General features: G+C 50.0%; 10 protein-coding genes. 9 read left to right on the top strand and 1 reads right to left on the bottom strand.

From position 1 onward, the window contains the following. Positions 1-145: 145 nt before the first annotated feature. The 4 genes from ACYVFD_RS00355 (at position 146) to ACYVFD_RS00370 (ending at position 6181) form a co-directional block, all read left to right on the top strand. A complete protein-coding gene (locus tag ACYVFD_RS00355) occupies positions 146-2707 on the top strand; it encodes a DUF7133 domain-containing protein (protein WP_461087378.1) in 2562 nt (853 codons plus the stop codon). Between the two features lie 157 nt (positions 2708-2864). Continuing rightward, a complete protein-coding gene (locus ACYVFD_RS00360; RefSeq protein ID WP_461087380.1) occupies positions 2865-3923 on the top strand; it encodes a sugar phosphate isomerase/epimerase family protein in 1059 nt (352 codons plus the stop codon). Between the two features lie 110 nt (positions 3924-4033). After that, positions 4034-4819 carry an SDR family NAD(P)-dependent oxidoreductase gene (locus ACYVFD_RS00365; RefSeq protein ID WP_461087382.1) on the top strand — a complete coding sequence of 262 codons (786 nt, stop codon included), beginning with the start codon at positions 4034-4036 and terminating at the stop codon, positions 4817-4819. Between the two features lie 39 nt (positions 4820-4858). Continuing rightward, positions 4859-6181: an MFS transporter gene (locus ACYVFD_RS00370; RefSeq protein ID WP_461087384.1), complete on the top strand. Its 1323-nt coding sequence runs from the start codon at positions 4859-4861 to the stop codon at positions 6179-6181. Position 6182: 1 nt separating this feature from the next. Here ACYVFD_RS00370 and ACYVFD_RS00375 read toward each other — a convergent pair whose 3' ends face one another. Next, positions 6183-7166, bottom strand: a complete 984-nt coding sequence (locus ACYVFD_RS00375; protein ID WP_461087386.1) for a hypothetical protein — start codon at positions 7164-7166, stop codon at positions 6183-6185. Between the two features lie 468 nt (positions 7167-7634). Here ACYVFD_RS00375 and ACYVFD_RS00380 point away from each other — a divergent pair, with 468 nt between their 5' ends. The 5 genes from ACYVFD_RS00380 to ACYVFD_RS00400 all read left to right on the top strand — a co-directional run bounded on the left by ACYVFD_RS00380 (position 7635) and on the right by ACYVFD_RS00400 (position 13265). Continuing rightward, the gene (locus ACYVFD_RS00380) at positions 7635-8579 is read left to right on the top strand and encodes a hypothetical protein (RefSeq protein WP_461087388.1); all 945 of its coding nucleotides are present in this window, start codon (positions 7635-7637) and stop codon (positions 8577-8579) included. A 12-nt stretch (positions 8580-8591) separates the two neighbouring features. Continuing rightward, complete coding sequence (locus ACYVFD_RS00385; protein WP_461087390.1) at positions 8592-9023, top strand: GPW/gp25 family protein; 432 nt, start codon at positions 8592-8594, stop codon at positions 9021-9023. 117 nt (positions 9024-9140) lie between these two features. Then, positions 9141-11003 (top strand): type VI secretion system baseplate subunit TssF, encoded by a 1863-nt coding sequence (locus ACYVFD_RS00390; RefSeq protein ID WP_461087392.1) that lies wholly within the window; start codon positions 9141-9143, stop codon positions 11001-11003. Positions 11004-11070: 67 nt separating this feature from the next. Further along, positions 11071-12006, top strand: a complete 936-nt coding sequence (locus ACYVFD_RS00395) for a hypothetical protein (RefSeq protein ID WP_461087394.1) — start codon at positions 11071-11073, stop codon at positions 12004-12006. A 101-nt stretch (positions 12007-12107) separates the two neighbouring features. Beyond that, positions 12108-13265 (top strand): hypothetical protein, encoded by a 1158-nt coding sequence (locus tag ACYVFD_RS00400; protein ID WP_461087396.1) that lies wholly within the window; start codon positions 12108-12110, stop codon positions 13263-13265. The last annotated feature ends 8 nt before the right edge of the window (positions 13266-13273 follow it).

A 13273-nucleotide genomic window follows, 5' to 3' on the forward strand; every position in this document is an offset into this window, starting at 1 on the left:
CAAAACGATACTTACTAATCAAAATCGTTGCTTTATGCCAATGAACCTACTGAATTAACCAGTAGAACAGCGATAAACCCTGTTGCTACACAAGTAGTATCTAGCTAATAATGCTTTTTCTGGTAATAATGCTACGTTATGCCTCATGGTTAAGCCTGCGTATTTTTTCTGCCTGATTTGTCTTGGTTTTTTGTGTCTGCTCAGTTTTAAAACAAATGTTCGAACGGAGCCCGGCGAAGGGCCGTCACCCGCAAAAACACCCGCCGAAGAACTCAGCACGTTTCAGCTCGAACCCGGCCTGGAAATTCAGCTCGTAGCGGCCGAGCCTATGGTCGAAGATCCCGTCGCGATGACCTTCGATGAAGATGGTCTGCTATGGGTAGTTGAAATGCGCGGTTTCATGATGAACATCGATGGAGCGGGCGAAGAAAAAAAGGTGGGCCGGGTATCGATACTGGAAGATACAAACGGCGATGGCCGTATGGATGTCAGTAAAGTGTATATCGATAGCCTGGTAATGCCCCGTGCTATTGCGCTGATACCGAATGGTGCACTCATCGCTGAAAACGGTGCGCTCTGGTTGACCAAAGACACGAATGGTGATCTGAAGGCCGATACAAAAACACTCATCGACGATCAGTATGCCGCTACCGGTCTGCCCGAACACGCACCCAATGGCCTTTGGCGTAGCATGGATAACTGGTATTACAACGCCAAAGCACGGGTACGCTATAAACTGGCCGGAGATAAATGGATACGCGACAGCACGGAGTTTCGTGGGCAGTGGGGCATCAGCCACGATGATCAGGGACGGCTATACTATAACTACAACTGGTCGCAGCTCCATGCCGATCTGGTACCGCCGAACTACCTGTCGCGGAATAAAAACCATAAACCCACAACCGGTATCGATCATGGCCTGACCATCGACCGGCGCGTGTATCCGATACGGCCAAATCCGGCCGTTAATCGGGGCTATATTCCGGGAACGTTAGATAAGGAAGGGCATTTGCTGGAGTTTACGGCTGCCTGTTCGCCCCTTTTTTACCGGGGTACGGCCCTGCCATCGGCCTATTACGGCAATGTATTCGTCTGCGAACCGGCAGGCAATCTGGTTAAACGTAATGTGACCGAATCGAAAGGGCTTTCACTGACCGCTCATGATCCACATCCTGGCAACGAATTTTTAGCGTCGACCGATGAGCGTTTCCGGCCGGTTCATATGGCAACGGGGCCTGATGGGGCTTTGTACATTGCCGATATGTACCGGGGGCTGATTCAGCATAAGGCTTATGTGACTCCGTATTTACGCGAACAAACCCTGGCCCGTGACCTGGTTCTGCCCATCAATCGGGGACGAATCTGGCGAATAGTACCCCAAAATTGGAAAGCAGCGAACGTAAAAAAACTTTCGAAGGCATCAACGGATGAATTGGTGGCCGAATTGTCGAGCCCGGATGGCTGGCACCGGGATATGGCGCAGGGATTACTGATCGACCGGGCCGATAAACAGGTGGGCGCTGCATTGACCGATGTTGTGCTAAAAGGCGGGCAGCCGTTAGGTCGTTTTCATGCCTTATGGACAATCGATGGCTTAAAGTTGAGCAAGCCTGATATGCTGCTGGGCTTATTGGCTGATCCAAATACGCTTGTCGAAACAACCGCTATTCGATTGCTGGAGCCATTTGCCAAAGCCGATAAAACCGTTCGGGCAAAACTCGGTAAGCAACTACTCAGTATCTGGGAACAGGCACCTATTGAGCAGATTCTCCAGATGGCACTCTCTGCAAGTGTACTTGACCCAGCCGATGCCCAGCCCTTGCTGGCAAACATTGTGCAACGCTATAGTGACTCTCCGCTCATCCGGGATGCGGTGATGAGTAGCCTTTCTGATCAGGAAGCTGGGTTTTTACAGCGTCTGCTGGCGTCTTCGCAATGGCAGGCTCACGAGCCAACGAAAGAGATTTTCCTCGAAATGCTGGCAACGGCTATCGCCCGCAACCGGAACTCGGCTCAATTGGCTACGCTACTGGCCAAACTAGATACCGGTAAAGAACCGTTAGGCTGGCAGCAGAAAGCCGTTCTGACCGGCTTGTCGATGGGTGGGAGCAGCAGTAAAATGAAGCCTGTTAAACTGACAGCGGCCCCCAGCCTGCTCACCCGTTCGGCATCGAAGGTAGATCCATCGCGACTGGCTACGCTCAATACGATGTTTGAATGGCCCGGCCACGTGGCTAGTAAAGCGGTGGCGCAGAAAAAGAGCCTGCTGAACGACGAAGAGCAAAAACTATTTGTGTTAGGTCGCCAGCATTACCTGAGCACCTGTTCGGGGTGCCACGGAACCGATGGGGCTGGCCTGGCCCGATTTGCTCCGCCACTCATTGGCTCCGATTGGGTCCTGGGCGACGAAAAACGACTGGCGCTCATTGTACTCCACGGTATTGAGGGGCCTATTGAAGTCAGCAAAAAAGTCTACGACGCCCCTGAGATTCTGCCCGTAATGCCTTCGCATTCAACCATGGACGATGGAGCCATTACGGCGATCCTGACCTACATCCGAAATGAATGGGGAAACAATGCGGGGCCAATGGGGCGACGGACTGTAGGCATGACTCGGGTACTCTCGCAGGGTAGAGTAGTGCCCTGGACAGCTAAGGAACTGAACAAGTACATACTCGAAGCCAAAGCGCCAGCGAATGGAAATTAAGGGTCATTATGTGGTCATTTAATAGTCAGACACAGTCATTAAGTAGTCATAGGGCACACAAAGACGATGACTATGCCTGACAATCAATGACCACTTAATGACTATTAAATGACCGTGAATGACTACCGAATGACAATAGATTAAATTCCTTAACCAAATGGATAGACGAGATTTTTTACAACGTGCTTCGGTAGGGGCAATGGCCTTGTCGCTGCTCGAATTTCCTGAGTTTTTGGCCGATAAACGCATGGGTATTGTGGTTCATTCGTACTGGAGTCGGTGGAATTCAAAAGTGGATAGCAAGAAATATCCGTCCTTTACCAACGCCCTTCAACTGCTGGATCACTGTCATCAACTGGGTGCCGGGGGAGTACAGGTGATTGTCAATGGCTGGACGAGCGATTTTGCCAAACAGGTGCGGGATAAACGCGAGAAGCTGGGGTTGTACCTGGAGGGTTCAATTGGGCTCCCCAAAAAAGCGGAGGATGTCGCCAAGTTTGAACAGGATGTGATCGGGGCAAGAGAAGCTGGAGCGCAGGTGTTACGGACAGTCTGTTCAAGCGGTCGTCGGTACGAAACCTACCATTCAGTTGCTGCCTTTGACGAGCTGAAAAAGAACGCTCTGGCTTCCCTGCAATTGGCCGAGCCTGTCTTGCGTAAACATAAAGTCAAACTGGGTGTCGAAAACCATAAAGACTGGCGGGCTCCGGATCTGGTCAATTTGTTGAAGCAGGTCAACAGCGAATGGATAGGCGTTACGCTGGATTTTGGCAACAGCATTTCCCTGCTTGAAGACCCAATGGAGGTTGTGCAGACGCTGGCTCCTTATACCTTCAGTACGCATGTGAAAGACATGGCCGTTGAAGAGTATCCCAATGGGTTTTTGCTGTCGGAAGTGCCTATGGGCAAGGGTATTCTGGACCTGCAAAAAATGGTTGACCTCTGCAAGAAGTCTAATCCATCGGGCACCTTTAGCCTGGAAATGATCACACGCGATCCGCTGGAAATCCCCTGCCTGACCGAAGCCTACTGGGAAACCTTCCCGACGTTGCCCGGTTCTGATCTCGCTCGTTCCCTTCGTATGGTTCGGCAGCATAAATATCCCGGTGGACTGCCCAGAGTATCGCAGTTGAGTGCCGAAGAGAAACTGGCGCTTGAAGAAGAAAATATTGTTGCCTGCATCAATTATAGCAAAGGAAAATTAGGAATGGTTTAGAGGCATAGAACGCAGATTTTTATGATCCCTATGATTTACGCAGATCGTAAAGAATCATATCAATCATAAAAATCTGTGTTCTAGATGAATTGATAATCTTTTAGAATAGTATGACAAAAGACGTATTACCGGGAGTAAAACAGTTTGATCTTACAGGAAAAGTAGCCATCGTTACGGGGGGCTCAAAAGGGTTAGGGCTGGCCATGGCCGCTGGATTAGCATCAGCAGGAGCCAACCTCGTGCTGGTGAGCCGGAACGCCGACGAATGCGAAAAAGCCGCTCAGGAGTTAGCGCAGGATTTTGGTGTAAAAGCCATCGCCTTTGCCGCCGACATTACCAAACAGGAACAAACCGAAGCCATGGCTAAAACGGCCATCGACACCTTCGGCCGGATCGATATTCTCATCAATAGTGCCGGTATCAACATCCGGGGGCCTATCGACGAATTAACGCTCGACGAGTTTACCAGCGTGATGGACATCAATGTGACGGGCACCTGGCTAAGTTCCAAAGCGGTTACCCCTTATATGAAGCAGGCCGGTCAGGGCAAGATTATCAATCTGGCCAGTACACTTGGTCTGGTTGGGCTATCGAATCGCACACCCTACACTGCCAGCAAAGGGGCGGTTGTACAAATGACGCGAGCCTTAGCGCTTGAACTGGCTCCGTTCAACATCAATGTCAACGCCATTTGTCCCGGTCCATTTTTAACCGCTATGAATGTGCCCATTGCCGATACCGAAGAAGGCAAAAAGTTTGTTGTAGGCGCGACTGCCTTAGGCCGCTGGGGCGAACTGCGGGAGATTCAGGGAGCCGCTATTTTTCTGGCCAGCGATGCCGGTACTTACATGGTTGGTTCCATGCTTACGGTCGATGGTGGCTGGACAGCCAGATAAACACGGTATACCGAAACTTATAAACTCTTACCCGAACGAATGAACCACTCGACAGATAAAAAGCCCACCCGTGTGCGCTATGGTATGTTGGCGCTCGTCTTTGTCAACGTCGCGATCAACTACCTGGACCGCGCTAACCTTTCAGTAGCGGCTACCGAGCTTGGGAAAGATCTGCAATTATCGACCGTTGAGTTAGGGAATATATTTTCGGCGTTTGGGTGGGCCTATGCTGCTCTACAGATTCCGGGTGGGATCATTGCCGACCGGTTTGGGCCACGAATCTTATACGCCTTTTGTCTGGTCACCTGGTCGATCGCTACCATGGCGCAATCCATTGCCAGCGGATTTCTGAGCCTATTTTCGCTTCGCCTGGCGACCGGTACGTTTGAAGCGCCGTCCTATCCGATCAATAACCGGGTCGTAACCAGTTGGTTTCCAGATAACGAACGGGCTTCGGCTATTTCCATGTATGTATCCGGGCAGTTCATTGGCTTGGCTTTTCTGACGCCGGTTCTCGTAACGGTTCAATATTATGCAGGCTGGAAAGGGCTGTTTATCGTTACGGGGCTGGTCGGACTGATTTGGGGAATTGTCTGGTACTTGTTCTATCGCGATCCCTTGGATCATCCGCGTGTGAACCAGAGCGAACTGGACTACATTGAAGAAGGAGGGGGGCTATTTCATGGCAAGAAATCAGGGACGGATAACCCATCGCTATGGCGCTGGGAGAACTTCAAACTGATCTTTTCGAAACGGACCTTATGGGGTGTGTACATCGGGCAGTTTTCGGTTAATGCAACACTCTGGTTCTTTCTAACCTGGTTTCCAACCTACCTTGTCAAATACCGTGGCATCGATTTCAGACAGTCGGGCTATCTGGCATCGATTCCCTTTCTGGCAGCTTGTGCCGGATTGCTCCTGTCGGGTTTTGTATCGGATCGATTAGTCAAACAGGGAACGTCCGTGAGTGTCGCCCGAAAAACGCCGATTATTGTAGGTTTACTCTTGTCGGTAGTTATTATCGGCGCCAACTATACTGATGATGTCGCCATGATTATCTTTTTCATGTCCCTAGCCTTTTTCGGTGTAGGTATGGCGTTGATCTCGTGGGTATTCGTGTCGATTTTATCACCTAAACATCTGATTGGCTTAACGGGGGGCGTATTTAATTTCATGGGGAATCTGGCCTCGATTGTCGTCCCCATCACCATTGGCCATTTGATTACGGGTACCGATTTTAAACCCGCCATCGTATTTATTGGTATTGTCGAATTTATAGGCGCCTGTGCCTACATATTTATGGTCGGGAAGGCCGAACGCATCGCGACGACGACCGACGCGAAGGAAGAATTGGTGTTGTGACCTATTTTTCCTCACCCCAGCCAACGCGTCGGCTGGGGTGAGGAAAAATCTTTGAAATCCACGAGCGGAGCAGGACGAGCGCAATAACCCAAAAGGCAACAGGGACTAGAATCTGTTTATAATCCGCAGCATAGTCGGCCGACATAACATCATCGACCGACGGGTCGTAAATCACCCGGATCGAGTCGTTGGGTTTCAGGCTGTCGTAATCATCTTCACTTATCGGAATCACCCGTTTCTGGTGCTGAAAATTCACTGTGGCATCATAATCATACCAGTCATCCCAGTCACTTGAGTTGCTGCGCGGGAAGGCATGACGGTTCGTTGAAACGACAACAGCGGTTTCAGGGTGCCCTTTCGCTTTAAGTGCCTGATAATATTGAAAATACGTCCAGATGTCGTAGGTGAAAAAAACGGCAGCTATTAACAACTCGATCACCAATACCGATTGGATAATATACCGTAGAGAATCGAGCGGTAGAATCGAAAGAATCACTCCTGAAGCCATAAACAGGAATGCCGTTGCCAGAATAATACAAAAGAGCAGCAACTGATTCTCCTTGCTTACCGACCGAAGCGAACTCCAGTTAACCAGCGCCGACTGCTTTATGGATTGATGGGCTGGGGCGACGCGCTCCGGTTGCCGGAAGGTGTCGTAGGAAGGGTGGTAAAGTAAGACCACCTGATCACCCGTACCCACATAGTTGTCGGCCATACTATAACGGGTTGTATAGGATTTGCCCTGATACCTAAATGCCAGATAAGCACTGTTGCCCAGTATATCCTGCCAGGATCGCTGGTCGTGCTGTGCCTCATCGACCTTTACCGAAATTGATTTGCCTTCCCGGACAAACTCGCTCTGGAGACGTGCCTCCTGATACAATTGCCAGCAACCCCATGTAACAACCCCTAAAACGACCGAAAGTAGAACCGCTATCAGGAAGTTGTAGATACTACCTACTGTTTTAAAAAACTGTTGCCACATACCTTAGATAGAGACACATTACGTTGCGTCTCTTCTAAAGATAATCCCCCTATTGAATCAATTGAGTATAGAGTACGTAAACGGCAATAAATAGACGCTCGAGCTAATATATATTAAAATAAGAATATTTTTAAATATATAAAAGGGTTATATACGTATAGTTATCATCAAAGCCCCACAATGTCTCTTGTAAATCAGGAGTTTATCCTTTATTTTAAGTATGAGCTGGATTCCAGTATAAGCACAGGCATATGCTCAGGTTTTGGTAGGCAAGGCTCACATATACAGCAATCGGGCCGTCAGACTGTAAAAACCGGATTTTTGCCCGTTCAGACACGTAGTTATACGCTATGACGCTGTCTGTTAAACGATTTATTTTGCCTTTCACTTCATCGGTGAACAGTTCGTTGCCAGGCCGTGTAGACGGCTAATCGTGTGTCAGTTTTACCTCGCTAAATAACATGCCCAATGACTACTCATCGCCACCTTTTCCTACTCACCTGTCTGGTTGTCAGTATTGCCACCACGCAGGCTCAGACAATAGCTTCGCTGAATACAGTAAGTCGACCCTCGGAGTCAGTCTTTACCGAAAATGCGCCGAGTAGACCTAAGGCAACCAAGGCGACTGTTGAAGCTCCTTTCTACGTAAAACTCTATGGATTTTATGGTTTGCTGACACCGGGCTCGCAAGTGACTACCAGTTACACGTCGGGCTTGTCAGGTATGACAAATACGGGCTTTAAAAACAATTCAGCCGGACTTGGAGCTGGCCCACGGGCTGGTATCGGAGTTGGGGTGATTGTCAGTGATTTTATTAACCTGGGAATTGATGCCGATATGTTGTTTGGCTCAGATTTAACGACAGAGAACAACTATAAAAATACGACCTATACATCTACGGGTACTACGACCACAACCCTAAGGGTCTTGTCGATAGTGCCAAATATTACCTTCAAGGCACTTTCGCGTCCAGCTTATTATATCTACAACCGGCTGGGCCTCGTCGGTGGAATTATTATGGAGTATAAGACGAGCTCCAACAGTGTATATACACCAACCACGGGTACGGGTACTACAACCATCAGTGGAACTGACTACCGCGAGAACTCACTGGCTATTGGCTATCAGGCTGCGTTAGGTATTCAATTCCGGATAGGTGAGAGTTTGCGGGGATTTGCTGAAATCGTTGCCTATAACCAGTCGTTCCGGCCAAAAGAGTCCATGTATTCATCGACCACTACAAATACAAAAACGGGTGTAGTAACTAGTAAATCTTCGTACATCTATCAGTATAAGAGCGAAGGTGAATATACAACAACCAAGCAGGATGGTCTGGATGTTTACCAAAACAACAGCTATAATGTAGTGATGAACAGCATTGGTGTAGGTGCTGGTATATTATTCCGGTTTTAAGTTACGGCCGACATGTCACAACCTTATTACGCGTTACCTCTGCGGTTTGATGAGGTATTGCAACATAAATCGCATCCAACCTGTTCGTTGCCGCAGTCAATTGCCCAAAACTTGTATCTGATGCTGACAACGCACTTTGCCGAGTCGCGTTTCGATGAAACGTTTGGCTGTAGTCTGTGGGACGAAGATTTTACGAATCAGGCCAATAGCCGCTGGAAAGAGGAGGTTCGGCAATCCATTGAAGCTTCCGTTGCCGAACACGAAAAGCGGCTCACGCAGGTGCGGGTACGGGTTGATCTGAACGATCAGGAGATGCAGCTTGGACGAGTAAACAAACGAATAAAACGGCGACTGACCGTCTGGATCGACGGCCTGCTGGTCCGTACGAATGAACAGTTTTCGTTTCAGCGGAGCCTATTTCTGGCTCCGCTGTCCACCGAATAATGTTTCAGGTTTAATGTTTCAGGTTGGCAGACGCGAAAGCAACTGGGCATTCGTCAGCCTGGAACGTGAAACATCAAACCTGAAACCGCAACCAGGAAACTCAACTAACCTATAAAAATGGCTATCGATCTTGTTTCTGAAGGCTTTTCCCGAGAGCGAGTCAAATCCCGGATGCTACGCCGGGCGGCTGAGTTATGGGGGTATGCCGAAACAGATCTGGATAGCTTTGATCCATTAGTGGCCTTGCTGATCGAAGCCTGTGCCATGGAATTTGAACGGATATCGGCTGAGATCGGAAATACCCAAACCCGACTGCTCGATCGGCTGGCGCAGGTACTGCACCCCGAGCCTGATGTGGCCCGACCTGCTTTTGCCATTGCCCAGGCCCGTCCGGTGGAGCCCAGGTTCCCTCTGACGGTCGCAACGCAGCTTAGTTTTAAACGAACCGGAACCACCCGTACCGATTCAACTAATGCAACTGAAGCCTTTTTTTCACCAGTCGGAACGTTCCCGATTGTGGATGGGGCTGTCCGGTATATCGCTACGACGGAAACCCTGTTTCGAGTCGAGGAGGCAATCCAGAAAACCCCGGTTGCTCAGCGACAGGGGGCAGCGGCTGTATTGCCCTATCAATCCCTTTGGCTAGGCTTAGAACTGGATGAGGATGTCACATCGCTGGAAGGTGTCTCGTTCTTTTTTGACTGGCCTACCGAGGCCGACCGGCAGGAGCATCTGGCTATTCTGACAATGGGTTCCTGGCGGCTGGCTGGTCAACCCCTACCAGTACGGGCGGGGTTACCGTCGGCTAGTAGTACCGATACGTCGGGATCGTTGCTGGAGGCCGAATTCAATGTTATGTATAAGGTGGAGAAACAGGCGATTCATACCTACGAACGCCATTTTGTGACCGTTGAGACGGCTCCGCTGTTCAAAGCGATTTCTGAGCATCGCCAATCTTTCCCACCTGATTTTGCCCAGTGGTTCTCGGATCGCGAATTACGGACCATTCGGGAGTCTTGCTGGTGGGTTGAAGTCCGATTGCCCCATACAGTTAGCTTGCAGGCGCTGGCAGGTGTAGTTTGCGGGATCAATTGTTTCCCAGTAGTCAACCGACGGCTGCACAAAATTACGTATCGACTCCAGCAGAATTTTAATATTATCCCGCTTGAAACGGATCGGTGTTTTTTAGCCGTACGTGACGTGCGAACCAGCCAGAATCGTCAGTTAACGGCAATTCCCCTGGGAACCATGTCCGACGTTGAAGCCGAAACCTACACGATACAATATGGGGTAAGTCGTTTCGATGATCGGGATGCACGACAAACACTGACCAATTTGCAGGACTTATTGCGCGATGAAAGTGCTTCCTTTGCCGCTCTGGGTGAGGATTTCCTGACGTCAGTGATTCGCGAATTGAATCAGGCACTGGCCCGGCTCGAAGCAAAAGTTGATCAGAAAACCCAGAAACGAGATTCGATTCCCTACCTGATCATCAAACCGAAACAGACTGGCGACACAGTTTTCATTGAATACTGGACCTGCGACGGAGAAGCTGCTAATCGACTTCCGGTAGGTAGCCGCCTGACTCCGTATGCCGACAATAATCTTCGAAAAGATGGTGGCTTTTTGATCACAACTACGACAGGTGGACGCGAACGGCCGAAAGAGTCGGAAAAAATAACCCAGTATAAACGGGCGTTGCTGACCCGCAATCGGATCGTAACGCTGGAGGATGTGCGGGCTGCCTGTCAGGCTGAATTTGGAACTCACCTCCAATCGGTACGGATCGAACGAGCGTTTCGGATCGACCCACTACCCACCAATGGCTTTCAGCGGTGCATTCGGGTCGGTTTACAACCCGCTGGCCGAAGCAGCTATTCGCCTGCCGATTGGCAACAGCAGGCCATATTGTTACAGCGAAAGCTCGAAGCACAATCCGTTTCGGCATTACCGTATGAGGTCGTTGTACTGTCGGGCTAACAGCGAGGTAGACCAGCCCAGCATCCAGTAAACAAAATCAGTTGAACCGATTGTATTTCAGTGCTTTATGGATCTGCTTCCTATCTACGCCGAACGAATTAAACATCTGCCCATCGACCTGAAGGCTGAGGTAATACTGGCGGATATGCTCGAAGATGGGATTTCGCTCGATGAACTGATTCTGAATCCGGTCGGATTGGCCAGGCGGGCGTTTGGACGCGACATTAGCCAAACCGAATGGAAAGAAGCCCAGCACATGTCGAAGCGATGGTTGCAGATCGACCTGAATCGCAGCAGCCTTTACGATCTCTTGCCCGAAGGCGTTTTCCATCAGCCAACGGCCAATGAGGTGGCAACTTCCAAAGAAGTTATCCTGAACGAGATAAGCATTCAGCGTCAGCGTGAACAGGAGGCCCGGAAGTTTTTCCTACCCTTTGAACAGGAGTTTTTCCGACAACGGCTTCGCCTTGAACAGGAGCAACGAGCGTATCCGATTCATACCGATACTGATCAACCGAATGAGGTATTAAGCTGGTTCTGGAACCTCCCCAATTTCCTCACGTCGTTGCAGGTAAAACGCCTGTTGTACATCTTACCCGTAGTCCATCAGATGGTCGGCGACCTGACTGCCATGATGGCCTGTTTCGAACAATTGCTGGAAGAGCGGGTGAGTCTACAGCTTGACCCGGCTGGTATGACCCTGATAGAGGCTGATACCGCGCCACTGGGTGAATGGCAGCTAGGCGAAAGCTCCGTGTTTGATGGTTGGTTGCGCGATGAAGAACCCTTGCTGCGAATTACCGTACATCTTGATCGCCCAGAGCGGGTATCCTATTACCTGCCGGGCAACAATGGTCGTCGGATGATCGAATGGCTGACAGGGTATCTGGTGCCTCTGGATGCGGCAATAGGTATTGAACTGGATACATCCGCTTTAAAAGATACTTTTTTACTGACTGAAGATGAGGTATTTGGCCGACTTGACTTTACAACAAACGTATAGAATGATGAATTATAAATGATGAATGATGAATTAGCGTAGCCAGTTTTCTCTAATAAGAAGCTTATCATTTATCATTCATCATTGATTTAACCCTCTCTACTATGACAATACCAGAACTCTCGTATCTTCCTGTAAACTGGGTCGATGGCATGAAGATCGCCCGGCGCCATTTTACAGAGTGGGAAAATTTCATGCACGACCAGTTGCGGGATAACAATGCAATGGGTCTGTCGCGGTTTCGCTATGGCATTCTGCCCGCTACGAACGCCCTCGACATGCAAATTCAATGCGATTACAATCAGAATATAAAGGTCCAGCTTCGTACCTGTCGGGCCGTCAGTCCGCATGGGGGGCGAATCGACTATCATAACCCCTCCGATTCACTGACGTGTACGACCTCGTTTTCGACGCTGGCAGCTACGTACGGCCTACAGACGGGTAAGCCACAAACCTTCGATGTCTTGCTGACAGTAGATCCGTTCAAACGGGTACCTGCTGGCGAACCCATCCTGACCGAAACCCCACCTCGACATCCGCATACCCGTCCTGAGTACCGGCTCGATGTGGTTCCTTCATTGCAGGTACGGCCCGGTGAACTAAGTTACCAGTTGATTATTGGGCGGCTACGGTACGGTAATGGCGAGGTGCAGCAGGACCCCGATTACATTCCGGCCTGCACGTCGGTCTACAGCTTACCTCGGCTCCAGCAGTGGCACCAGCAGTTTGGTAAACACCTGGAATCGCTGGAAACGAATGCGTATAAAATTTTGCAGCGTACCAAAGAGCGGGACCCACGAAATGCACTGCAAACCAGCACCTTACTCATGGCCGAGCGCATTGCATTTACCCTTGGCGATATCAGTACGCGCTATAGCTGGATTGTTCCCTATGAACCACCGGTATACATGGCTGAAACGCTTTTACGCCCCATTCAGGCCATGCGGGTAGTCATGACCATGCTTAGCGGACGCGAGCGGGAAGAGTTTATTGGCTACATCAGCGAATGGGCCGACCTGACGCCTGGAGCGTTGGAAGCCCAACTCAATGCTGTGCTGCAACTCCCGTATGAGCACACCGAACTGACCAATCTGCTGGCCGAACTGGATACCTTTTACCGAACCATCTCGAATGTGTTCTACAAGCTGGCTCAACTAGATTTTATCGGAAAACGCAAGGGGCAAAACGTATTCATCATCGAACATGAAGTGAAGGAAACACCCCCCGAAAAACCCCGTTCGCGTTGGAGTCCGCTTGGGTAGGACCGCTA

Source organism: Spirosoma gilvum, assembly GCF_054776815.1.

Excerpts from the sequence above, each read along its gene's own strand:
- ACYVFD_RS00355 (WP_461087378.1), top strand. The coding sequence starts at position 146 with ATGGTTAAGCCTGCGTATTTTTTCTGCCTGATTTGTCTTGGTTTTTTG.
- ACYVFD_RS00370 (WP_461087384.1), top strand. The coding sequence starts at position 4,859 with ATGAACCACTCGACAGATAAAAAGCCCACCCGTGTGCGCTATGGTATG.
- ACYVFD_RS00380 (WP_461087388.1), top strand. The coding sequence starts at position 7,635 with ATGACTACTCATCGCCACCTTTTCCTACTCACCTGTCTGGTTGTCAGT.
- ACYVFD_RS00375 (WP_461087386.1), bottom strand. The coding sequence starts at position 7,166 with ATGTGGCAACAGTTTTTTAAAACAGTAGGTAGTATCTACAACTTCCTG.
- ACYVFD_RS00360 (WP_461087380.1), top strand. The coding sequence starts at position 2,865 with ATGGATAGACGAGATTTTTTACAACGTGCTTCGGTAGGGGCAATGGCC.
- ACYVFD_RS00365 (WP_461087382.1), top strand. The coding sequence starts at position 4,034 with ATGACAAAAGACGTATTACCGGGAGTAAAACAGTTTGATCTTACAGGA.
- ACYVFD_RS00395 (WP_461087394.1), top strand. The coding sequence starts at position 11,071 with ATGGATCTGCTTCCTATCTACGCCGAACGAATTAAACATCTGCCCATC.
- ACYVFD_RS00385 (WP_461087390.1), top strand. The coding sequence starts at position 8,592 with ATGTCACAACCTTATTACGCGTTACCTCTGCGGTTTGATGAGGTATTG.
- ACYVFD_RS00400 (WP_461087396.1), top strand. The coding sequence starts at position 12,108 with ATGACAATACCAGAACTCTCGTATCTTCCTGTAAACTGGGTCGATGGC.
- ACYVFD_RS00390 (WP_461087392.1), top strand. The coding sequence starts at position 9,141 with ATGGCTATCGATCTTGTTTCTGAAGGCTTTTCCCGAGAGCGAGTCAAA.